The sequence below is a fragment of the Robertmurraya sp. DFI.2.37 genome (assembly GCF_029211245.1).
GTDB lineage: Bacteria > Bacillota > Bacilli > Bacillales > Cytobacillaceae > Robertmurraya > Robertmurraya methanolica_A.
The window spans coordinates 25,230-49,391 of record NZ_JARGEJ010000010.1 but is presented as its reverse complement, the minus strand read 5'-3'; the positions used below and the strand labels follow the sequence as shown (position 1 = coordinate 49,391).

The window sequence follows — 24,162 nt, the reverse complement described above, 5'->3', positions numbered from 1 at the left end:
TCCTTTTATTGACCACTGGTTAAATATATCTAAAAAAAATTAGAGAATGGCTCTTAATAGAAAATTTGCATGGGCCTCAGCCAAGCCCTTCACATCTTCATACCCGACTACATGACGGCAATAATGTGTGACAAAACCATGTAATGAAAGGAAAATGGACCACACATCTTGGATTGAAACATTCTTTTCACATAAAGAATAAACACTTTTTGCAAATTTTTCATACGTATGGTTCGGTTCCTCATTCATAAAATTTCTCACCTCTTCATCTTTGATCAAAAACATGATTTCATAATGGCTTTGATAGGTTAATCCAAATTGGATAAAGCCGGTAAAAATCTCCCTTAATTTCTCGCGGGGCTCCATCTCTTTTTTCATGATTTGATCTAATACTGTATTTAACATGGAAAAATGATTTTCTACTAGCGCATAAAACAGCTCTGCCTTATTTTTAAAATGGTAATAAAGCGCTCCATGACTGTACCCTAATTCCTTCGCAATTTGTCGCATTGATACATGCTGGTATCCTTTTTCAGAAAAGAGGTCTCTTGCTGCATCCATTATCATTTCTTTTGTTAATTCTTGTTGTACAGTCTTTCTCGGTGTCATATTATCCTCCTCACAACTTTTTTAATACTAACAGTTTAAAACATATTTAACCACTGGTCAATAAAAAGTAAAAAAAGCAGGAATTTTCCTCCGCTATTCCTGCTCTTCTCCTTCTAATACGATAACCTTCACTTTCACAATTCGCCGTTCGTTAATTTCCTCGACTACAAAAAGATGGTTTTCGTATTCAATTGTTGGCCTTTCTTCACGATCCGGTATATAACCGAGCTGTCCAATAATAAAGCCACTTAAAGTATCAAATTCTTCAGTCGGAAAATCGACCTTTAGCATATCTTCTACATCATCTAAATCGACTGTTCCGATCATCATGTACTCTTGCTCGGCAATTTTCTCAATTTCCTCCCGATCCAATTCAGGATCGTCATATTCGTCAAAAATATTCCCGACTATTTCTTCTAATATATCTTCCATTGTCACGATTCCGTCTGTACCACCATATTCATCAATGGCAATTGCCATATGGACCTTATTTTTTTGCATATCTCTAAACAAATGATCAATTCGGAGAGATTCTAAAGCATAAAAAGGCTCCCGAATAAGCTCCTGTAGATTAAATTGCTTCTGACTACCATTTTCTATAAAAGTAAAAAGATCCTTCACATGGAGTATTCCCACGATATGATCAATATTTTCTTCATAGACTGGGATTCTCGTGTACTTTTCAACATTTGCAACATGAACAGCTTCTTGAAAGCTTAAATCAAGAGGAATGGCAACAATATTAGTGCGGTGTGTCATAATATCTGAAACCGTTTTATTGTCAAACTCAAAAATATTATTAATCATTTCCTTTTCCGCTGCCTGAATAGTTCCTCTTTCCTGACCGACATCGACCATCATGCGTATCTCTTCTTCCGTCACTTCTTCTTCCTCCACATTTGGATCAACGCCAAATACCCGTACAATCAAATTAGTGGAAAAGGTTAAAAGTTGAACAAACGGTGAAATGACTTTTGACAAAATTGCCAAAGGCGCTGTAGCTAAAAAAGCAATCTGTTCTGCTTTGTGCACGGCCAGTCTTTTCGGTACTAATTCACCCAAAACAAGAGTGAAATAAGACAAAACTAATGTAATGATGATCGTTGCCACCACTTCGAGAAGTTGTCTATCAATGGCAGGCGCAAAATATTTATTTAACGAAATTGACATCATTCCCACAAAATTCCGAGTTGCAAAGGCGCTAGCCATTAAGGTTGATAAAGTAATGCCAATTTGGATGGTAGCTAAAAATCGGCTCGGTTCAGATAGAAGCCACTGAACCGATTTTGCCTTTTTATCCCCATCTTCAGCTAATTGTTTGAGGCGACTATCACTTAAAGAAACTAGCGCCATTTCAGAACCTGCAAAAAATGCATTTAAAATTATAAGTATAGCAAGAATAAAAATTTCAACACCCAAGAAAGTCACCTACCAAATTGGATAGCCTTTAAGAGCACAAGTACCTTCAATAATCAATTAGTACATTTGAAGGAACTTTTTCTCGCCTTCTTTTTTTAAACAGTTCCTTCATGAACTTCTTAGCACTGCTGTTGGGAAGGCTTGCGTTCAAGATTTTAACTCCGTCACCTCTTATTACTATACCCTGACCTTCAAGGGGTTATTATGTGACATTGCCCTAAAGATATTTACGCTCTTGTTGTTTGCTTCTCGACATCCTCATGATCCTTAGATAAAAACCATCCTGCTGCTGCAATTCCAATTAAAACAGTATAGAAAATCAACTTCCATAATGTTGAGTGAGCAAACTCATACGGGATGACCGCAATATCCGGATGCGCTAATGTTAATACAACCAGTTTTACCCCAACCCAGCCTACAATGGCAAAAGCAGCTAGCTCAAGACCTGGCCTTGCATGGAGGAGCTTCACAAATAAATTGGCTGCATATCTCATAATGATGACTCCGATTAAACCTCCAGCAAAAATAACTAAAAACTTTCCTCCATCCATTCCACCAATATGAGGAAGATTAGTGTTCGGCAACGTCATTGCCAAGGCAAAAGCTGCTAAAATAGAATCAATTGCAAAAGCAATATCCGCAAGCTCTACTTTGAGAACAGTCATCCAAAAACCAGACTGCTTTTTTGGCTGTTTTTCCTCTTTCTCTTCTTCAAAATTTTTCTTCACTAACTTTCGAACGATGTGATTAATCGAGATGAATAATAAGTAGAGGGCACCGATCGCCTGAACTTGCCAAACATCGACAAGAAAAGAAATGACAAACAAAGAAATAAAACGAAAAACAAACGCACCCGCTAACCCATAAAATAAAGCTTTTCTTCTTTCATCTTCAGGGAGATGCTTTACCATTATCGCTAACACAAGCGCATTATCTGCTGCTAATAGCCCTTCTAAAGCAATAAGTAAAAGTAACACCCAACCATATTCTAATAAAATTGAAATATCCATGTTCATTCTCCTCCTCGTTCGTATCATTAACTTTTATCTTTTCCAGAAATCATTTAAATCACATTTCCATCACCTTCCTTATTCTCTCTAAATAGAAAAGGCCTTTACCAATATTGGTAAAGGCCTAAAAACAAACAAAAAGACCTTTACCAGTGCAGTGGTAAAGGTCTTGCTAACTGTCGGTTTAAACGATTATGACAAACCATTCGCCAACAAAGCCGAGAGACAAATATCTCCGAAATGACGACTTTGCTGTTAAAGCTACTCCCCTTTAGGAGAACACTATTTGATTATATATTTACTATAATCGATCACTTAAACATTCGTCAATCATTTTTTAGTTGTGCGAAAAAAATAAGGCAATTGTCCCCCATAAAATAGTTTCAAGAAGCTTGGTGATACTATTCTTTAAAGGAGGAGTTGCAATGGAAAACAACCGCGATCGCCGAGTGAAACAACGGTCGAAAAGCAATCAAATTGCTGATTTTAGCAGTGCTACCTATCGAAGACTCGCCCTTTCTCGCATTGGAAGAATAAAGAAATAGAGTTCACCTTATTCTTTCAGTGCCTTATTGAGAGCTTCAGTGAAAACATGAATAATATCAGCCGGATGCTCAATACCAACGGATATTCTTACCAATTCCATCGTAATTCCTAGTGCTTCACTCCGTTCTATTGGCAAGGCTCGGTGGGACGTCTTTAATGGATGAGAGACTGTCGTTTCTACTCCCGCTAGAGTTGGGGCAATTTTTATCCATGCTAGCGATTTGAAAAAAGTATCTACATCCACCATCTTGCCCAGCTTTATTGTGACAATAGCACCAAAGCCGTCATCGGTTTGTTCAAACGGGTAATAGACCTTTTCAATCTTTTGATTATTGAGCAATGCCTCGGCTAATCGTCTTGCATTTTCTGATTGGCATTTCATCCTCAGCGCTAACGTTTTAAGGCCGCGACTTGTCAACCATGCCTCAAAAGGACTGACATTTGCGCCAAGATTCACAACCTTAGCTCTTGCCTTGTCAATTAAATCCTCTCTCCCTACTAACACTCCCGCCGTCACATCGCTATGTCCGCCGATGTACTTTGTTGCACTATGAACAACTAAATCAACCCCGATTGTATAAGGATTGCTGTGAAATGGAGTCGCAAAAGTGTTATCTACAAGTGTTTGTAAGTTATGTTTTTTGGCAAGTGCCACCACTCTATGCAAATTTTCTACTCTCAACAAGGGATTGGTAATGGACTCGGTATATAAAAGCTTTGTATTTGGTTGAATGGCACGCTCCACTTCTCGCCTCTCTGAGAAGGAAACGAATGTTGTCTCAATCCCAAGGTTTTGAAGCTCCTCTTTTAACAAAAAGAAGCTTCCACCATATAGATCGTCTGCAGCAACGATATGATCCCCACTTTTCACAACAGCAAGAACCCCAGCTAAAATCGCTGATAACCCAGATGAAGTGGCAATTCCGGCAGGAGCACTTTCAATTGCGGCAACCGCTGCCCCAAGTTCATCAGGATTCGGGTTGCCTGTGCGTGAATACAAGTAATTCCCTTCACCTTGATAATAGCCTTCAAGCTCCTCCAAATCTGTAAACACAAAGGCAGAAGTTTGATAAATAGGCGTTACTTTACTCTTTATCGGTTTCTGATTCTGTCGAATTGGATGCAATAAAATCGTTTCCAACTTCTTTTTCAAAACATTCACCTTCTCCTTTAATTTCCATAGATTGATCATTAGATCAAACCGGTTGGAATTGCAAGCGAATAATTTGGAGAAGATTAAGCCTTTATAGTTTCGCGAACGTCTTTATTTTGAATCTTCTTTTTAAAAATTTGTCGTAAAACCAGAATAAAAAGTGGTAGACTAACGGTAACTCCTAAGGCAATCCAAACCCAATAAGTTTCGAGTAAATGTATCGCTCGAGCATGATCAAAAACAAACCAGTATCCAAACGATCCTAATATGAGAGCAGTTGGGGTAATAATCTTTTACTTCCAATTATTTTTATCATGATTGCATTAAACTTTTTAGGTCCGGTAATCATTTGGTTTATTATGAACAGCAAACCGATGCCCATCCTGCGCCATTTTAAAAAGAAGAAAGAGAGTAGCAAAGCGGAAAGTAAATAACATCGTCACCATAATAAGGCTAACTTGTGACAACGGCAATTCTCGCCCCTCGAGATGCTTTTGGCTCCTCAACAAAAATAAGACTGCAGACAAACCTGATCTTCAAGTTTATCTACAGCCTTATCTCTTTGTTAAGTTTACTTAGTTTCCAACAAGTTTTGATTTTACTTGCGGTTTTGCTGTTTCTTGCTGGGGATCTTCTGATTCTGTTGAACGTTTAATAAAGAATGCAAGGATAAATGCCAGTATCGTGATGATAGATGCTACGAAAAAGGCATCATTAATCCCTTCTAACATCGCTTGCGCTTCAATTTGTAATTTCATTGCCTCTGTTGGCTGTGTTGTTAATGATTTCGCAATTTCTGTTGCATGTGTTTCAGTGCGGGTTGACATAACCGTTACTAAAAGAGCCGTACCGATCGCACCAGACACTTGATTAAGGGTATTGTTCATTGCCGTACCGTGCGGATAGAAACGTTTAGGCAATTGATTTAATCCATTAGTGGAAACAGGCATCATGACCATCGACATTCCTAACATGCGAATCGCATGCAAAATCATGAGATGAGTATAACCTGTTTCAAACGTAAGTTTACTAAACAAAAAGGTTGTTACGATCATAATGCCCAACCCAATTATTGCTAAAACCTTTCCGCCAAACTTATCAAAAAGTCTTCCTGTAACCGGGGACATCAAAGCCATTGCTAACGCCCCCGGGAGCATTAGTAAGCCGGCATCCATCGGTGATATTCCACGCAACGTTTGGACATAAATGGGAAGCAAGAGCATTCCTGAAAACATTGCCATGTTGACAACCATCGTAATTGATGAAGAAAGGGCAAACATCGGGAATTTAAAGACATGGAAGTTCAACATTGGCCGCTCTAATTTTGCTTGACGAAGAATAAACCATACTAATGTAACGACCCCTATTGCAATCGCCCCATATACATGGACACTGTCCCAGCCTTTATTTCCTGCTGAACTAAATCCATACAATACTCCACCGAAGCCTAAACTTGATAAAATTAATGAAAATAGGTCAAGATGAAGATTTGATTTTTCCTTTTTATCCTTCAATAAGAAGAAACCAAGAATGAAAACAGCGGCAGCTATTGGCGTAATAAAATGGAAGAGCATTCTCCAATCATAATGCTCAATAATCCACCCTGATAGTGTTGGACCAATTGCAGGTGCAGCCATAAGGATCAAACCAAACATCCCCATTGCGGTCCCCCTTTTTTCAACAGGGAAGCTTACCAGCATCACATTCATCAAGAGCGGCATCATCACTGCTGAACCTGAAGCTTGCAGCATCCGTCCTGCCAGCAAGAGCGGAAATGCATGAGCCATACCTGCTACCACTGTACCAATAGTAAATAAACTCATCGCCACTAAAAACAAACGGCGGACACTGTATTTCTCAATTAAAAAAGCGGAAGCTGGGATTAATACTCCGTTAACGAGCATAAACCCTGTCGTCAACCACTGTACAGTTGACGGACCCACTTTCAATTCTTCCATAATGGATGGCAATGCGATATTTAATAAAGTATTATTTAAAAACGCAATAAATGCACCAATCATTAGTATCGCAATGATGCCATATGGTGGACGACTAGACGTTCCAATCGTGTTATCCATTGTGTTTCCCCCTTAGACGTATAGTACATTATATTATACTCGGATTTCACATAAGACTTATCATATACCAGCAGTTCAAAAAAAGCAATTGAAAAAAACCAGATTTTTTACCACATTGAGGAATTAATCAAAATCATGTACTATCAAATTAGACAATCGGTACAATCTCTCTATTAAAGGTGATGAATATGAAAGACAGAAAACAGCATGTGATTAAAATGGCTCATCAACTATTTATCGATAAAGGCTTTCAAGCAACCTCTATTCAAGACATCCTCGATTACAGCGGCATTGCTAAAGGAACCTTTTATAACTATTTTTCATCTAAAAACGAATTATTAATCGCTCTTTTCACAACCCTCTATAAACAGATGGAAAAAGAACGTAATGAATTGTTAATCGGACAAGATCCTTCAGATATAGAAATTTTTATAAAACAAATGGAACTGCAGCTCGAAATGAATCGTTCCAATAATTTAACAGCCCTTTTTGAAGAAGTTTATGTTTCTAATGATGAGGAGCTTAAACAATTTATTAAAATAGGCTCCTTTAAAAGTTTACGCTGGTTATATGAACGATTTGTAGCGATTTTTGGAGAAGATAAAAAACCCTATTTATTAGACTGTGCCAGCATGTTTATGGGCATTTTAAGCCATATGCTGAAAAACTATTCGATTGCGGTAAAGTCTCCACATGCGATCCATCTTGTTGTCCGCTACAGCGTCAACAGAATTGCTAAAATTATTGAAGAGGTCTCCCAATCTGGCGAACAGCTCCTTGAACCAGAACTACTAGATGCGTGGAGCCCGAACGGAAAAAAGAATAACCAAGCTTTTCAACAAGCACTGCATCGCATTATTCTTAACTTAAAAAAGCCATTTACTCAAAATATTGGTTCAAAGAAACAGGTCGAGTTATTGGACTTCATTTATGAAGAATTAATCAATAGACAAGAGCCACGCCTTTATTTAATTGATAGTGTCCTTGATACGCTAAAAAAGGAACCGCAATTAAAAAGGACAGCGGGTATGCAAAAGCTAGAAAAGTTCATTAATGAATATGTAAAAAATGAGAAATAAAAATTTTTTCATTGATTTCTTGTCGAGACATTGTTATATTTTAAAAATAATTTCATATTGAATCGTTTTTTCAAAATGATTCACTTTAGCGATGAATGTTATGGGTAACACTATAACAGGAGCAGCTTCTGGAGAGACCCTTGCGGCGCCGAAGGATTCACAATCTCAGGCAAAAGGACAGAAGAGTAACATTTGTTATTCTACGTCTTATGGAGATTGGGAAACCAGTCTCCTTTTTTAATACTATTTTTTGAGGTGATTTAATTGGAACAAAAAAGAGCCATAGTTAGTGTAATCGGAAAGGATCAGGTAGGAATAATCGCAAAAGTTACGACGATCCTAGCTGAAGAAAAAATTAATATTCTCGATATTAGTCAAACTATTTTACAAGACTTTTTCACCATGATGATGATCATTGATGTGACAAAATATGAGGATTTGGAAGCTTTACAACAAAAGCTTGCCGATTTAGGAGAAGCTCTTGGATTAACGATCAATGTCCAACTCGAGGACATTTTTCAGGCCATGCACCGAGTGTAAGAGAGGAGAACGAACATGAACTTTGCTGTTAATGAAATGATGGAAACAATCAGAATGGTGCAAATGGAAAACCTTGATATCCGCACAGTAACGATGGGCATCAGCTTACGAGATTGCGCAGATTCTGATTTTGAGCAAATGAATAAAAAGGTCTATGAGAAAATTACCTACTATGCAAAGGATTTAAAAGCCACGGCAGAAAAGGTAGAGCGAGAATTCGGTATTCCGATTATCAATAAACGGATTTCGATTACGCCAATTGCTGAAATTCTTGGACATGCTTCCGTTGAACAAGCTGTTGAGCTTGCAAAAACGTTAGATAAAGCAGCAATTGCCCTTGGTGTTGACTTTATTGGAGGGTATTCAGCTCTCATTCATAAAGGCATTTCCGTTGGTGAACAAACATTGCTTGATGCCCTGCCAGAAGCCTTAAGTGTTACTGAAAGAGTATGCGCCTCCGTTTCTGTGGGTACGACACGCGCTGGCATCAATATGGACGCTGTTCGTAAAATGGGAGAAATTATTAAAGAGGCAGCGGAAAAAAGCAAGGAGCAAAATGGTCTTGCCTGTGCAAAGCTCGTTGTGTTTTGTAACCCTGTTGAGGACAATCCTTTTATGGCTGGCGCCTTTCATGGTGCAGGGGAAGGCGAAGTTGTCTTGAATGTGGGAGTGAGTGGTCCAGGTGTTGTATTAAGTGCGTTGAAACGATACCCTCATGCAGACCTTGGTGAAGTAAGTGATATCATTAAGAAAACGGCCTTCAAAATAACTCGTGCAGGGGAACTTATTGGTCGTGTCGTTGCCGAAAGGCTTGGCGTTCCATTTGGAATTATGGATCTCTCCCTCGCCCCAACCAATGCGATGAATGATAGTGTTGCGGAAATTTTGGAGGAGATTGGCTTAGAACGAGTTGGTACCCACGGAACGATCGCAGCCCTTGCATTAATGAACGACGCCGTTAAAAAAGGGGGAGCGATGGCCAGTTCCTATGTTGGCGGCTTAAGTGGCGCATTTATCCCCGTTAGTGAGGATAACGGAATGATTCGCGGGATTCTAGATGAGGCCTTATCGTTATCAAAGCTCGAAGCAATGACTTGTGTCTGCTCTGTGGGCCTCGATATGATTGCGTTAACGGGAGATGCTACTCCGGCTACATTGGCAGGGATTATTGCAGATGAGGCGGCAATCGGAATGATAAATAAAAAGACCACGGCGGTTCGAATCATCCCTGTTCCTGGCATGAAAGAAGGAGATATGGTCGAATTTGGTGGCTTACTAGGTCGAGCCCCTGTCATGGGGGTAAACCCTTATAGTTCTGAAAAAATGATCAAGCGTGGCGGACGCATTCCTGCTCCGTTACAGTCGTTAATTAATTAGTGAATGAGGCGGATTTTATCCGCCTCATTTTTAACGAGTATATGCGTTTCGCCGATATACGAAAATTTTCGCCGATATATAGATTTTTTCGCCGATATACGAAAATTTTCGCCGATATATAGATTTTTTCGCCGATATTTACAAATTTTCGCCGATATCGTCTTTTTGGTCAGCTTATTTTACATAAAAACTAATGTAGATCCCCATCAACATACTTTCCATAGTCCGGAAGAGCTATTTGCTCAAATTCTTGCACCAATTTCGTTAGACTTTCAGTTAAAAGTTCTCCAGACATCGGTAGTCCATGCCCTGTCAACGCAACAGTTGGATTTAATCCATGCAACCGTGTCACTGATTCCTTCGCTGCTTTCCAGTCATTCGTAAAATATCGTGGTGGTCCGCTAATTTCTTGCTCTTGCGTCATGACTTTATATAAATATTCCTGCTTCACCGTGACAAAGGCATCACCAACAATTAATGCCCGATCCGATTCACGAAAAAAGGAGACGTGCCCTGGTGTATGTCCAGGTGTGTGTATCCATTTAAAGCCTGGCATAAACGGCACTGTACCATCATTAGGTAGCTTTTGGACATGCTTCCCTAAATTTACGGGCTCATTTGGAAAAAACTTCGACATCTTCGCTACCATTCCACCTTCCACCGTTGGATCTGGTTCAGGGTAACTCCTTTCTCCAGATAAAAATGGCAATTCTAGTTCATGCCCATAGACGGGAACATTCCAATGTTCAATTAGTTCAATAATACTTCCAACATGATCAAAATGCCCATGGGTTAATAGTATTGCTTTTGGGCGGCTCCCCATTCCGAAGCGCTTCTCAATGATTGAAATGATCTCCTCCGACGCTCCCGGCATTCCTGCATCTACTAAAACAAACTCACCAGCAGTGCCGACTAGAATGATGTTTACAATTTGAATTGTATGTGAATACAAATCGGGTAATACCTCTATTCCAATTCCGCTTCCTATTGAAGTAGCGGGAATAAATGTGTAATCACTACCGTAATTCATTTCTTTGTCCACTAAAATACCTCCTAGTATGTTTCAATTAGCATTATTTTCCCCCTCCAATTAAAAATGATGCCCAGAGATTTCTGAGCATCATTTTTATTCTTATAAATCTTCAATTGAATCTGCCTCAACATAGGTAGGTACGACAAGACCAATTGCTGCACCTTCAAGGTTTGGACCTAAGTCTACTAGCTTATCTCCGTACTCTTCCATGTACGATGCATGCGTTCCTGGTAACCATGCTGCTACCATTCCGTCTGCATCACCTTCAGCAACTGCCGCAAACATTGGACCTGCATCTAATTGAAGAAGATCGACATCATATCCAATGCTTTCTAATACATTCCCAACAACATTTGTACTTGCGATTTCAGAATCCCAAGCGACATAAGCAAGCTTAATTGACTCTCCATCGACTTCTTCTGCCCCATTTGTCCATTCAGCAACTTTATCTGAATTTTCTTCTACCCAAGCAGCCGCCGCTTCAGCAGGATCAGCGCCTTCCTGAATCTCTACCATTACCTCGGCCATATCATCAGGAGTCCAGAAAAATTGGTCTAACACCGTATACGCACTTGGTTGCTCCTCTTGTAATCCTTCACGTACTAACGTTTGAATTACTTCAGCTTCACCATACACACCTTTTGGATCCTCTAAATATTTCAAATCAAACTTCGCGAATTTCCAGTGTGGTGTCCAACCAGTAACAATAATTGGTTCTTGCTTATCATAAGCTTTTTGAAGCTCAGAAGCCATAGCAGCCGAAGAAGACTCGACAAGAGACCATTCAGCTAAATTTTCATATTCATCTAAAGCTGTTTGCGTTGCTTGCATGATGCCTGCACCAGGCTCAATTCCAATAATTTTATAATCTACTTGTTCGCCGACTCCCTCGCTACCGCCGTCAGATGACTCTCCATCTCCACTGTTACTACCTTCATCATTACCACCACAAGCCGCAAGCAACATTGTGAACAAGAGCGCAATTGCTAATAAAAACTTTTTCTTAAACATCAAAATGTCTCCCCCTATTTTTGTTTTTTCATTCCTATATTTTGAGAAATCCGGTCTAATACAATCGCTAAAATGACGATCGCTAGACCAGCTTCAAAACCAATTCCTACCTTGATTTGTGTAACAGCTCGATACACATCGGCACCTAAACCTGGTGCTCCAACTAGGGACGCAATGACAACCATTGAAAGTGACAGCATCACACTTTGGTTGACTCCTGCCATAATGGTTGGTGTCGCTAAAGGAAGCTGTACTTTAAATAATTTTTGTTTCGTAGTTGAACCAAATGCATTTGCTGCCTCAATTAAATCCTCTGGCACTTGACGAATCCCTAAGTTCGTTAAGCGGATCGTCGGAGGCATCGCAAAAATAACCGACGCAATAATTCCTGGAACCATCCCAATGCCAAAGAAAAGAATGGCTGGAATTAAATATACAAACGCAGGCATCGTCTGCATGAAATCTAGTATTGGTGTAATAATATTTCGGGCTGTATCATTTTGGGAAATCCAAATGCCGATTGGAACCCCAATTATAATGGAAATAACGACTGAGGTTAGCACAAGCGCTAAAGTGTCGATGGTCCCATCCCAGTATCCCAAGTTATAGATTAATAAAAGTCCAACTGCTGTAAATACAGCATTTGTCCACTTGCTGACCCATAACATAAGTGCTGTAAATAGGATAATAAGAATAGCAGCAGGAACAGATGATAATATCCAAACAATAAATTCAACAAAACCGCCGATTCCATCTCTTATTAAATCAAATAGGGGCTCTAATTGAACTTGTAAAAAATCAACAAATGTATCGACCCAATCGCCGAGTGGTATTTTTGGTAAGGTCACTTATTTCACCTCATTTCCGTTTAATTGAATATCGTCTCCAGCAAGTGCAGCCAAAATAGCACCGCGAACGATGATTCCTTTTAAACGCTCTTCTTCATCAATTACCGCAACGGGCAATGAGGCGGTAGCCACCTGTTCAAACATCTCAGAAATTAATGTATCAGGTGTGACTGTTTGTAAATCGCGAATCATAATATCTTCGATTTTTTGATTTTTTTTCAATGCATCGGCTGCATCTTGAGCCGTAATCGCTCCAACAAGCTTTTGCTTTTTATCAACAATGTATAAACTAGAAATTCCCGCATCCTTCATAATTTGCAAAGCGACTCTTAATCCTCGATCAGCAAGGATTTTCTCTGGACGTTTCATGACGTGCGCTGCTGTTAATACTTTGGATAAGTCAACATCCTCAACAAATCGTTCTACATAATCGTTTGCTGGATTCATCAGAATTTCTTCAGGTGTTCCTACTTGAACAATGGAACCGTCTTTCATTAATGCAATTCTATCTCCGATGCGCAATGCTTCGTCTAAATCATGGGTAATAAAAATAATGGTCTTTTCCATTTTCTCTTGAAGTTCGAGCAGCTCATTTTGCATATCTTTGCGAATTAACGGATCGAGAGCACTAAATGCCTCATCCATAAGCAAAACATCAGGATCATTCGCAAGAGCACGGGCCAAACCTACCCGCTGCTGCATTCCTCCACTTAGCTCACTAGGATAACTATTTTCATAGCCTTCGAGACCTACAAGTTTCAAAGCTTCCAACGCCTTTTCCCTTTGCTGCTTTCGATCTGAGCCTTTAATTTCCAAACCATATTCTGTATTGCTCAAAACCGTACGATGTGGAAATAGGGCAAATCGCTGAAAGACCATACTTATTTTTGAACGTCGCACTTCTCTTAATTCGTTTGGTTTCATCTTGACAATATCTTGTCCATCTATAAGTACTTGGCCATCGGTAGGATCAATTAATCGATTGAACATTCGGACTAATGTTGATTTCCCACTTCCCGACAGGCCCATTATCACAAATATCTCTCCGCTTCTCACTTCGAAGCTCGCCTTATTGACCCCCACAGTCATTCCGGTTTTTTCAAGTATTTGCTTTTTACTTAGACCTTCATTTAGCATTTTTACTCCTTGCTGAGGAGACTTTCCGAAGACCTTCGTCACATTCCGGACTTCTATTTTCGCATCACTCATTATTTCACCTCTATTAACTTTCTAAGGCAACAGCACGACATTTTTAGAAATTTTATCCATGGTTATTAATTATACTCTTCTATAAATCTATGAACAAACTCGAAAAATAGCTTTATTCTGTTAAAAAAGTATGTTCAGAAATAACTGTACAAAGTTAAGTGGAGTATCCTTATAAATCATCCATATTCCTCCCAGATACTCCCGGATGCTAGAAGTTCATAGAGAAAAAGCCCGTCACATCAAGCATTTAGATGCACGGACTTTTACATTAGGTTTGTTAAACAAGCTTGTTGCTAAAAAATTATTGTGTAATCCACTCCTTCAGCTATGCTGAAAGGTCCGATAATGCCAAAAACAAAGCTTTATTTTAAAATACTTCGAGCTGTTGCTCTTTATTAAATAAGCTAGGATAGATTAAAAAACCTAGAATGATCGCTGTTAAAGTTGCTGCCGACATAATCAAGAAGACAATTAATAATTGAAATTTCACTGCCTGTATCGGGTCAGCTCCTGCAATAATTTGACCGGTCATCATTCCTGGAAGCTGGACAAGACCGATCGTTTTTTGCCCTTCAATTGTCGGGATTAAGCTCGCACGAATCGATTGCTTCAAAATTGGGAAGATCGATTGTTTGACGCTCCCTCCTAACGATAGGACTAATTCGATCTCCTCTCTTCTCATTTCTATTTCTGCCTTTAGCCGATTTAGAAAAAGATTCGCTATAATCATTGAATTACCAATGATCATGCCACTGATAGAAATAATATATTGCGGTTCGGCAGGAACAATTTTTAATCCCAGTAAAAAGCCTTGCGTTATGATCTCCACAACAGCGATCGTCAAGAATATCTTCCAAAATGCATATGGGATTTCCTTTCCACGCTGAGCGGCATTTTTAGCGGCGACTAGAATCATGATTAAAAGCATTAGAATGATGACAAAAGGATGGTCAAAGCCGAAGACAAATTTTAGAATATAGCCGACGATAAATAATTGAATAGTCGCACGAATGCAAGTAATGATAATATCTTTTCCTAAGCCTAGCCTAAAAGCATTAGATAAAAAAAGCGCGAGAATAACAAAGACAAAACTAAAAATAATAGCTGTTAAATTCATAAGCTACTCCTCAATAAATTTAAAAAGTCCTTTGTACGCTCATCCTTTGGCTCAGAAAAAAATTGCTTTGTTGGTGCACCTTCAACAAGTTGACCATCCTTAATCAGCCACGTTTCATCTCCGACTCTTTCTGCCTGGGACAAATCATGCGTAACCCAAAGAATCGTAACAGATCGCTCTTTGTTTATCCGTTGAATAAGCTCCTCTATCCCTTGAGAAGCTTTAGTATCAAGGGCGGAAGTTACTTCATCTAATAGTAGAACAGAGGGGTTGTTCACCAATGTTCGTGCAAGCGATAACCGTTGCCTTTGCCCTCCTGAAAGCTCCTTTGCCTCTCTCGATAACAGTTCCGCTGATAAACCCACATATTCCAAATAAGTTTCCGGATTTTCTAACGCCTTCCCGCGAAGCTTCAATGGCAATGATAAGTTCTCAAGAACAGTTCCTTTTGTCATAGGAGCCGACTGGAAAGCGATGCCCACATAACGCCGAAGTTCCTGAACATCCCATTTTCTAACCTCCAGCTTATTCACATAAATCTCGCCATCATCCGGAGTTTGTAATAAATTACATAGAGACAATATCGTACTTTTTCCTGATCCTGATGGCCCGACTATCGTAAGCAGAGTGCCTTTTCCAACCTTGGCACTGATCCCGTTTAAGACCTGAACTTTTTTGGAGCCATCTGCAAATGCCTTTTTTATATTATGTAGCTCGATTTCCGTGTTTTCCATACCCACTTCTCTCTCTTTATCTTTGACCTTGAAATAAACGATTCTTGGCTCATTTCGTGTAAAAACTTTGTTTCATCCGTCTATTCGTTATGTTGAAAAATGAATCATTATAAATCAAAGCCCTATTTTCAGATGGATCTATCATTCATTTTACCATTTCATCTCCAAGCATAGCATATCTCTTCTATAATATATTAGGCGATTGAATGACATTCCATTTCCGTTTTAAGCTCAATTTCCTAAAACATGCTCAAGCGATAATTTTCTGATAAAAGCTCAAGCAACTTGATTCCAGCAATACTATTTCCCGTTTCATCAAGAGCTGGCCCGAATATGCCAATCCCATATTTTCCAGGCACTGCCCCCATAATGCCACCAGCTACGCCGCTTTTTGCCGGTATTCCGATCTTTATGGCAAATTCTCCTGAAGCGTTGTACATTCCACAAGTAACCATAAACGTTTTGCAAATTCGTGCAACAGCAGATGGCATTAACTGTTTGCCACTATCTGGATCTTTCCCATCCATCGCAAAAATAAGACCAATCCTCGCCAAGTCAAGGCAATTCATTTCAATTGCGCATTGTTTCGTATACAAATCAATCAATGGTTCAACCTCTTCTTGAATAACTCCGTGTTCTTTCAAAAAATAACATAAAGCACGATTTAAATGAGCGGTTTCATATTCAGACTTTGCTACTTCCTTGCAATAATTCACTTCTGAATCAGCGGATAAAGTTTGGATAAATGATATTAGACGATTTAATCTCACATTGACAGAGTTTCCTTCGATCATATGAGTAACAACCAATGCCCCTGCATTAATCATCGGATTAAGGGGTTTAGCAACAGCCATCGTTTCCAGCTTCGCAATCGAATTAAATGGATCTCCTGTCGGCTCCATCCCCACCCTTTCAAAGACATATTCTTTTCCCTGTTCCATTAATACGAGGGCAAGACTAATAACCTTTGAAATGCTTTGTAGCGTAAATTTCTTCTCTATATCTCCTGCTGAAAAGCATCCTCCATTAGGAGAATGGATTGCAATCGATAAATCATGTGGATTCGCAAGACCAAGGGCAGGTATATAATCGGCCACTTTTCCTGCCTTTGTCCATTTCCGCGCTTCTTCTACCATCAACTGTAACTGTTCATTAGATTTGCATATCATTGACATCACCAATTTTAGTATGAGCCCATTAGCATAGCTGTATGTGGGATAATTTGACTAAAATTGTATTTTCATGAGAAAATCAACTAAACTGAATTTTCTAAAATAAAATAGTTTTCAAATACTTTATCAAGTCTTCCTCATTATCATATGTAGAAGATAATGACATTTTAAAAAGGAGGTTCTTATGGTTTGGGAATTCATTAAGAGCTCACTCGTGTTTCTAATTATTGTTCTTGCGTTTGTACTTCTCTTATTGCTGCCAAGAGAGATGGAAATCATCCACCACGGTGGACTCGTATTCACTGCAGATTTTCCGTTCACATTCGATTTATATAAGGAGAAGATCGCTGCTTTCATTGAGCATTTTCGTACAGAAAAAGGCTTTGGAAATAACAGCATGGGGGTACCGATATTAGAAGAAGTGCCAAAGCTATTATTACGCGATTTTACAATTATCGCACCAGCATTGCTTTTAAGCATGGGGGCTGGCACTTTACTAGGCATCGTACAATTTTATTTTCGCGATAAAGTCATCGGGAAAGTCCAGGCTTTTTTTTCATGGATCTTTTCTTCCATTCCTGATTTTTTTCTTTTTATTGCCCTCCAATATTTATTAATTAAGTTATTTTACATAGGTGTTCCAAAATTTAGTTTATATGGCAATGATCATTGGTATAACTTTCTTATTCCGATGATTGCCATTACCGTATTTCCATTGGTCCATATGGTGAAATTCACCTCTGCTGCACTTGAGAATGAAATGGGCCAAGATTATTTGCGAACAGCTCGTTCCAAAGGCTTAACATCATTAAAAATCCTCAAACATATGATTTGGAATTGCCTTTATTCGATTTTAAATCAAACTCAATTTATCATGCTTTACCTATTAACTAGCTTACCAATTATGCAAAAATTGGCTAGTTTCCAAGGAGCAGGCTACCATCTCTTAACTAGTATTCAAGAATTTGACGAACCTCGAGCCCTAGCCTTAATGCTGCCTTACCTCTTGATGATGTTTGCAACAATTGTCTTATCTAAGCTATTGAAATATAAACTTTTACCACAAAAAGCGGGAGCGTTACAATGACTGTTCTGAACTTTTGCAAAAAAAATTTGATATTAACCATTGGAAGCATTATGCTAGGCATTCTCCTTTTTATGACTTTTTTCGGAGAACATTTATCATTTATTGATGCTGAACTGCAGGAAATTGATTATCTTTGGGACGAAAACAAAATTCCAATCGCACCCCCTTATGAACCTTCAGCACAATTTCCATTTGGGACAGACCGTGACGGACGAGATATGCTGAGCTTAATTGTCATGGGAGCGAAAGAAACGCTACTAATTATTCTTTCAATCACTTTGATTCGATATCTATTAGCCATTCCTCTTGCCTATTTTGCTCATAGACAATGGCTTGGTACGAATGCTTTGCTTAACTGGCTCAATGGCTTCCTCTCGTATGTTCCGACCATTATTGTAGTCATTTTGCTCGTTACCATTCCACCTCTTATTATGTCACCATTACGACCATATTTCGTTGTGCTAATTATTGCAATTATGGAGATTGGCAGGGTGGCAGACATGATCAAGATGGAATTCCAACAAATTTCTAAAAGGGAATTTGTAACAAGTGGAAATTCTGTTGGGGTGTCCTCTTTTAGGCTTTTAAGAAGATATTATCTGCCTTTTATTTATAATAAATTACTGATTAGCATTGTGGGAGATCTAGGGAAAGTTATGTTTTTACTTGGTCAATTAGGCTTCTTAGGAGTTTTTGTCGCGCAATTCTTTGTTCAAGTAGATGCCGGAATGTTTACTTTTGAAAACACATCAAATTCTTGGCCTACATTCTTAGCCAATTCATTTAAAGACATTCGCGGCCCTGTGTGGATCGTTTTTTACCCTGCTCTGGCTATGACCTATGTTATTTTCACCTTTAATATGTTGGGACATGGTCTGCAAAAAATCTTCCGTTAATATCATGTCTCCTTTTTTCACAGCTGTGCTAAAACATCTCATTTAACACTGCCCCGATGAAACGTAGGGAAAACAAGCTTTCTCCTAGCATTTCATCGGGGCTGTTCCACCTTACTACACAGCTTTAAAGACATGAATTTCACGAAATGCGAAAAAATCATAGAACATGGCCTCTTCAAAGATCTTTTGATAGTGTAAACAAAAATGACTGAATACACTTGACAAGGCGCAGCGAGTTGAAGTTACTATTTTGCTAGAATTTCTATACGGATGTAGTATTCTTTGCTAAGATGGAGAGACTATTATAGAGAGAATTAAGCGAAAAGAGGCAGGAAGTATGAAATATACTGGAGAAAGAGTCATCCCAGAATTAATGAAGCAAATGAATGGTCTTTTGTTGGAGCATTTAGCAAGATACCATTTTTCGATTCATTATGCCAAGGGGCGCATTTTAGATTTCGCTTGTGGAAGCGGGTTTGGCAGCAACATCATGGCTGTGGCAGCAAAAAAGGCCATTGCAGAAGTAATCGCCGTCGATATTGACCCAGAAGCTATTGCCTATGCAAAGGGAAAATATTATCACCCGCTGATTTCCTTTCAAGTGGAAAATTGCGTAGATCCCTCTATCCCAGAAAGATTTGGACAATTCGATTTGATCGTAAGCTTTGAAACTCTTGAACATGTGGATAACGAAGAAATATTCATGCGTAATATCTATCAAATGCTGAAACCTGGTGGGACAGCAGTTATTTCGACCCCTTTTGGCCAAGGACGGGGAATGCCGACAAGCGAACCCTTCCATGTCCATCAATTAACAGAAGGGGAATTTCAAGATCTCTTTGCTTTATACGAAGAAGTGCAATTTTACTATCAAAAAGGCGTGCTAATTGAACCAGCACCTGGCCGGGAAGGTCGCCACTATCCAATTGGAATCGCCGTATGTAAAAAAAGCACACAAGCGTAGAATCATTGAAGGTTTTTGAAAGGAAACTAGAATCATGAGCGGTAAATATAGATATGCATTTATTAAAACCAATAGCTATCTATATTTTCCGAAACCCATAAAAAAACTAGTCACTAAACCTCTGACTAGTTTCCATACAATTCTTTATAAGCAATAACCTTTAAGGCTAAAATCTCTTCTTCTGATAATTTGCTCTCCACTTCTTGAAGAATCTCTTCCTTGGAAGCAGATCCATCTTGCACTTTCACACGAATCTCATTAAGGTTCGTTAAACCAACCTTATTAACAAGAACTCTCGTTGCTTCTTCCTTCGTTGTGAAAGGCAGTTCATTGGCATCAGCAGTACTTGCTTCTTCAATAAAAGATTTCAGTTCCGGATCGCCCTCGATCATCTCTTTTATATTGTCTATCTCGCCACTGTTCTCCAGCTCTGTAGTCACAGCATCCATTAATTTTTCCGAGGCAATATTTGTACCTACATAATAGACAGCAAAACCAGCTATTCCAAGTAACACGAGCGGGATCAACAAATACTTAATTAGTTTCACTTACCAACACCCTTTCATAATCTCATCATACAACGAAATGACTCTATTTGTAAAAACTTATAATCAGCTGTTGAAGCAAATTCCGAACTTTCGTACTATTTTATACTATAGAAATAGTTTTAATTTACTAGTAAAATAGTATAAGATAAAGTTACTATCTTTCAATTTTGGCAAACAATGTTAATTTTCATTTCATTTATTCTTATAGCTGTTTACGAAAACAGATTGGAAACAGCATCATTTTACATAATTATAAAACAGAAAATACATAGGGGGCACTTGAATGAAAAAGCAAAAAATGAAAAAGACAAAATTAAAAATGCCAAAGGTAAAAAAAACAAAGCTAAACATGCCGGAAATGAAGCTACTCAATTTGAAGCTTTCAGTTTCTAAGAAGATGTATATCGGCTTTGCATCCCTCTTACTAATTATGGGAGTTTTAGGCTTCGTCGCAATCAGTTCAACAAATAACATCAGTAAGAGAAGCTCTGAAATTACCAATGTGTGGCTACCGAGTGTTGAAGCTATCAATACGATTAACTACTTAACGGAACATCTTGCTTCCCTCGAGTACAAATATGTTATTGAGCCCGATGAAAAGAAGCTTGAATTACTAGTAGAAAAAATGGATGAAACCTTTGCAGAAATTGATCATGTTTTTGCAGATTATGAAGCTACCATTACTTCTGAAGAAGAACGACAACTGTTCGATACTTTACTTGATAAATGGGAAAGATATCACACCATTCACGAAAAATTTATTGAGCTAGGTACCGATATGAATATTGTTAAAGGAACCGGCAACGTCAATGGTATCCGACTTCTTTCAACGATAGGTGAAGCGGACAACATGTTCTCAAGCATCCAGTTTACTCTTGAAGAACTTGTTGCCTATAACCATGATAACGCTCTGGCTGCCAGCGATGTAGCCAATCAAGAATCCAATCGCAGTATGTTTTTAATTATTGCTTTCTTAATCGGTGGCGTTATCGTCGGCTTGTCTATCGCTTATCTCACTTCGCGTATGATTTCAAAGCCATTGAAGTTTGTTACAGAAAATGTGAAAGAGGTCGCAAAAGGCAACTTAACAATGGATCCAATAAAGATTAAAAACAAGGATGAAATTGGTGATCTTGCAGAGGCATTTAATGAAATGGGAACTAGTCTAGCAAATTTAATTCGCCAAGTAACCGTAACATCCGAAACCGTTGCTGCCTCCTCTGAGCAGCTATTAGCAAGCTCTGAACAAACAACAAAAGCAACGGAACAAATCACCATTTCGATTCAAGAAGTTGCTGCCGGCTCTGAACATCAAGTTCAAAGTGCTGTCAATGGAAATCAATCGATGCAAGAAATTTCTAAAGGCATGGAGCAGGTCGCTGGAGCGATCCAAATTGTCTCCGATTTAAGTCTTACAACCAACGAAAAAGCTGAAGCTGGAAATGTAGTTGTTTCTGAAACAGTTACACAAATGAATACTGTTCAAGAACAAGTCTCAAAAATTGCAGACAATATCCAAGTTCTTGGCACTCGCTCCAAGGAAATTGGCAAAATTGTCGATTTAATCTCACAAGTATCCGAGCAGACAAACCTCCTTGCGTTAAATGCCGCTATTGAAGCAGCAAGAGCTGGGGAACATGGAAAAGGTTTTGCTGTTGTTGCAGATGAGGTCCGCAAATTAGCTGTGGAATCCAATAACGCAACAGACAATATTCGCGCTCTTATTGGTCAAATTCAAAAAGAAATCAATGAAGTTACCCTCTCCATGGAAGAAGGTAAAAAATCAGTAAAATCAGGGATCGATAAAGTCAATGAAACAGGCGTATCCTTCCATGAAATTACTGATATGATCTCAAGCATTAGCACTCAAGCACAAGAGGTATCTGCCATTGTTGAGGAAGTCAATGCAAGCACTGAAGAGATGGTGCAAAAAATGTCCGAAATTACAACTATCTCTCAGCAGGCCGCTGGAAACTCTCAACAAGTTGCAGCCTCTGCCGAAGAGCAAAACGCTTCTATGGAAGAAATTTCAGCATCTGCCCATACATTAAGCAGCATGGCACAAGAACTTCAAGAAAACGTCTCAAAATTTAAAGTGTAGCAAACAATTATTTTAAAACTGATAGACTCCTGAACATTTTATTCAAGGCAAGTGGCGTAGATTCGCTCCACTTGCTTTTTTTGATTTGGAATCGAAAAATTTGATTTCGATTGGAAAGTAGTTGATTCATGCGGACACTCTTCCCCGGTTTTCCTCTCGACCGTGTCCTCATGAACCCTTTATGAGGACATTCTTTACTTAGTTTAGGAAATCTTTGTTCTCATGAAGACAAACTTTAATCAGACTACTGTTCAATGTTGCTCTCTTATGCTAAAAGTCTAAATACTGTTTCAAAAATCCCCTCAAAGAGTCAACAAATCGCGTCTTTGAGGGGAAAGTTTTTCCTTTTACAACAACCAAAAAAAGATAAAGATCAATTTCTTTATCCTTTTTTATAACAATGCATCGGCATCGGTTATTTCTAACATTACATGTTCTTTTGCCGCTAGATCGATTTCATAAGGTTGAACCGTTTGATTTTCCTGATCTTTAATAATGCGAACGACCGGTCTACCGACTGCCTTAAAATTGTACTTTGCAACAATTCCCGTTCTGCCATCATTTAATAATACGGTTAACCCTGGTGGATAAATGGCGATGCATTCTTTAAATAAATCGACCTGCCTTGGTTCAAATTGTGTTCCTTTTCCGTTATGAAGAATTTCCATTGCTTTATGAGGGAGCATTGCCGGGCGATATGTTCGATGACTTGTGACAGCGTCAAAAACATCGGCAACACTTATAATTTTGGCATACTTATGAATTTCATGGTTTTTCAATCCTCGTGGATAGCCTTTTCCATCAACTCTTTCATGATGCTGGAGAGCGCAATGGGCAACTGGCAACGGAATTTCATGAATTTTTCGCAATTGGTTAAAGCCCAGCTCACAATGCGATTGAATTAATTCAAACTCCATTTCTGTCAGTTTGCCTGGTTTATTAAGAATCTCTTTCGGGATAAATAGTTTGCCAAGATCATGTAGCATGGCCCCAAGACCGATGTCTTCAATTTTTTTGATGGGTAAGCCATTCTCTATCGCCAACTGACAAGCATAAATCGAAACATTTAATGAATGAGTATAGACATGATCTTCGTGAACCTTTGCAGTAGCTAATAAATTTAATGCAGCCTTGTTTTCATTTAAACATGATAAAATATCCTTAAAGACTTTCTGTATACTGCGTACCACTCGTCCTGTCTTCATAATTCCATGAATATTTGGGCGCTTATGTATATTTACTAATTCATCTAGTCCTTCCGTTATTGCACTTGCCGCCTCTGCTCGAATCTCATTCGGAATCGTTTCAGTAATTTCAATTCCTTCAGACGCCTCGTCCTCGATATATACAGTAAAAATGTTTAATTCCTTCAGCCTTTTTATTAAATTATTGGTTAAATAAGTACCTCGGGCTAAAAGAATTGTCCCATTTTCACGAAATATTGATTTAGCTAACAGCGTTCCAGTTTCACAATGATCCAACTTCACTAAACGCATTCTACTTTCTCTCCGCTTCTTATCACTAAGTTCTAATACCTGATAGTTAAATGATACTATAAAATGTTATTTTTCTGTAAAATAAATACATACTATCTAATAGGCACAAAGACTCATATTGAAGGTAAAATGCAT

General features: G+C 38.7%; 21 protein-coding genes and 1 riboswitch. Of the genes, 7 read left to right on the top strand and 14 right to left on the bottom strand.

What is annotated here, in order from left to right; all coding sequences use genetic code 11:
• Positions 1-39: 39 nt before the first annotated feature.
• The 5 genes from PZE06_RS07710 to PZE06_RS07690 all read right to left on the bottom strand — a co-directional run bounded on the left by PZE06_RS07710 (position 40) and on the right by PZE06_RS07690 (position 6,815).
• Complete coding sequence (locus PZE06_RS07710; protein ID WP_150915171.1) at positions 40-609, bottom strand: TetR/AcrR family transcriptional regulator; 570 nt, start codon at positions 607-609, stop codon at positions 40-42.
• Positions 610-702: 93 nt separating this feature from the next.
• Positions 703-2,028: a hemolysin family protein gene (locus tag PZE06_RS07705; RefSeq protein WP_150915172.1), complete on the bottom strand. Its 1,326-nt coding sequence runs from the start codon at positions 2,026-2,028 to the stop codon at positions 703-705.
• A gap of 227 nt (positions 2,029-2,255) precedes the next feature.
• Entirely contained in the window at positions 2,256-3,038 is a 783-nt protein-coding gene (locus PZE06_RS07700; RefSeq protein WP_150915173.1) for a TerC family protein, read from the bottom strand.
• A gap of 553 nt (positions 3,039-3,591) precedes the next feature.
• Positions 3,592-4,737 carry a trans-sulfuration enzyme family protein gene (locus PZE06_RS07695; protein ID WP_225310640.1) on the bottom strand — a complete coding sequence of 382 codons (1,146 nt, stop codon included), beginning with the start codon at positions 4,735-4,737 and terminating at the stop codon, positions 3,592-3,594.
• A 575-nt stretch (positions 4,738-5,312) separates the two neighbouring features.
• On the bottom strand, positions 5,313-6,815 hold the full coding sequence (locus tag PZE06_RS07690; RefSeq protein WP_150915175.1) for a DHA2 family efflux MFS transporter permease subunit: 1,503 nt from the start codon (positions 6,813-6,815) through the stop codon (positions 5,313-5,315).
• 188 nt (positions 6,816-7,003) lie between these two features.
• Here PZE06_RS07690 and PZE06_RS07685 point away from each other — a divergent pair, with 188 nt between their 5' ends.
• From PZE06_RS07685 to PZE06_RS07675, 3 genes are all read left to right on the top strand, one after another.
• Positions 7,004-7,894, top strand: coding sequence for a TetR/AcrR family transcriptional regulator (locus PZE06_RS07685; protein ID WP_150915176.1), 891 nt, complete (start codon positions 7,004-7,006; stop codon positions 7,892-7,894).
• Positions 7,895-8,012: 118 nt separating this feature from the next.
• A riboswitch (glycine riboswitch) is annotated at positions 8,013-8,085 on the top strand.
• Between the two features lie 73 nt (positions 8,086-8,158).
• A complete protein-coding gene (locus PZE06_RS07680) occupies positions 8,159-8,434 on the top strand; it encodes an ACT domain-containing protein (protein WP_150915177.1) in 276 nt (91 codons plus the stop codon).
• A 15-nt stretch (positions 8,435-8,449) separates the two neighbouring features.
• Entirely contained in the window at positions 8,450-9,811 is a 1,362-nt protein-coding gene (locus PZE06_RS07675; RefSeq protein ID WP_150915178.1) for a PFL family protein, read from the top strand.
• A 190-nt stretch (positions 9,812-10,001) separates the two neighbouring features.
• On the opposite strand, the gene PZE06_RS07670 is transcribed toward PZE06_RS07675, so the two are convergent.
• The 7 genes from PZE06_RS07670 to glsA all read right to left on the bottom strand — a co-directional run bounded on the left by PZE06_RS07670 (position 10,002) and on the right by glsA (position 16,932).
• Positions 10,002-10,853: an MBL fold metallo-hydrolase gene (locus tag PZE06_RS07670; RefSeq protein ID WP_150915179.1), complete on the bottom strand. Its 852-nt coding sequence runs from the start codon at positions 10,851-10,853 to the stop codon at positions 10,002-10,004.
• Between the two features lie 90 nt (positions 10,854-10,943).
• A complete protein-coding gene (locus tag PZE06_RS07665) occupies positions 10,944-11,855 on the bottom strand; it encodes a glycine betaine ABC transporter substrate-binding protein (RefSeq protein ID WP_150915206.1) in 912 nt (303 codons plus the stop codon).
• Positions 11,856-11,869: 14 nt separating this feature from the next.
• Complete coding sequence (locus PZE06_RS07660) at positions 11,870-12,703, bottom strand: ABC transporter permease (protein ID WP_095309515.1); 834 nt, start codon at positions 12,701-12,703, stop codon at positions 11,870-11,872.
• Positions 12,704-13,912, bottom strand: a complete 1,209-nt coding sequence (gene proV, locus PZE06_RS07655) for a glycine betaine/L-proline ABC transporter ATP-binding protein ProV (protein ID WP_150915180.1) — start codon at positions 13,910-13,912, stop codon at positions 12,704-12,706.
• Positions 13,913-14,279: 367 nt separating this feature from the next.
• Positions 14,280-15,029, bottom strand: a complete 750-nt coding sequence (locus PZE06_RS07650; protein ID WP_150915181.1) for an ABC transporter permease — start codon at positions 15,027-15,029, stop codon at positions 14,280-14,282.
• The gene (locus PZE06_RS07645) at positions 15,026-15,763 is read right to left on the bottom strand and encodes an ABC transporter ATP-binding protein (protein WP_150915182.1); all 738 of its coding nucleotides are present in this window, start codon (positions 15,761-15,763) and stop codon (positions 15,026-15,028) included. The genes PZE06_RS07650 and PZE06_RS07645 overlap by 4 nt, the downstream gene beginning before the upstream one ends.
• Before the next feature lie 239 nt (positions 15,764-16,002).
• Positions 16,003-16,932: a glutaminase A gene (gene glsA / locus PZE06_RS07640; RefSeq protein WP_191963179.1), complete on the bottom strand. Its 930-nt coding sequence runs from the start codon at positions 16,930-16,932 to the stop codon at positions 16,003-16,005.
• Positions 16,933-17,119: 187 nt separating this feature from the next.
• On the opposite strand from glsA, the gene PZE06_RS07635 reads away from it, so the two are divergent.
• The 3 genes from PZE06_RS07635 to PZE06_RS07625 all read left to right on the top strand — a co-directional run bounded on the left by PZE06_RS07635 (position 17,120) and on the right by PZE06_RS07625 (position 19,882).
• Positions 17,120-18,022: an ABC transporter permease subunit gene (locus PZE06_RS07635; RefSeq protein ID WP_150915183.1), complete on the top strand. Its 903-nt coding sequence runs from the start codon at positions 17,120-17,122 to the stop codon at positions 18,020-18,022.
• Positions 18,019-18,918, top strand: a complete 900-nt coding sequence (locus PZE06_RS07630; protein WP_150915184.1) for a peptide ABC transporter permease — start codon at positions 18,019-18,021, stop codon at positions 18,916-18,918. The genes PZE06_RS07635 and PZE06_RS07630 overlap by 4 nt, the downstream gene beginning before the upstream one ends.
• Positions 18,919-19,255: 337 nt before the next feature.
• Positions 19,256-19,882 carry a class I SAM-dependent methyltransferase gene (locus PZE06_RS07625; RefSeq protein WP_150915185.1) on the top strand — a complete coding sequence of 209 codons (627 nt, stop codon included), beginning with the start codon at positions 19,256-19,258 and terminating at the stop codon, positions 19,880-19,882.
• Between the two features lie 125 nt (positions 19,883-20,007).
• Here the strand turns inward: PZE06_RS07625 and PZE06_RS07620 are convergent, their stop codons facing one another.
• Positions 20,008-20,430, bottom strand: a complete 423-nt coding sequence (locus tag PZE06_RS07620) for a hypothetical protein (protein WP_150915186.1) — start codon at positions 20,428-20,430, stop codon at positions 20,008-20,010.
• A 283-nt stretch (positions 20,431-20,713) separates the two neighbouring features.
• Between PZE06_RS07620 and PZE06_RS07615 the strand changes: the two genes are divergently transcribed.
• Positions 20,714-22,531, top strand: a complete 1,818-nt coding sequence (locus tag PZE06_RS07615) for a methyl-accepting chemotaxis protein (RefSeq protein ID WP_150915187.1) — start codon at positions 20,714-20,716, stop codon at positions 22,529-22,531.
• A 392-nt stretch (positions 22,532-22,923) separates the two neighbouring features.
• Here the strand turns inward: PZE06_RS07615 and PZE06_RS07610 are convergent, their stop codons facing one another.
• Complete coding sequence (locus PZE06_RS07610; protein ID WP_150915188.1) at positions 22,924-24,027, bottom strand: HD-GYP domain-containing protein; 1,104 nt, start codon at positions 24,025-24,027, stop codon at positions 22,924-22,926.
• Between the last annotated feature and the right edge of the window lie 135 nt (positions 24,028-24,162).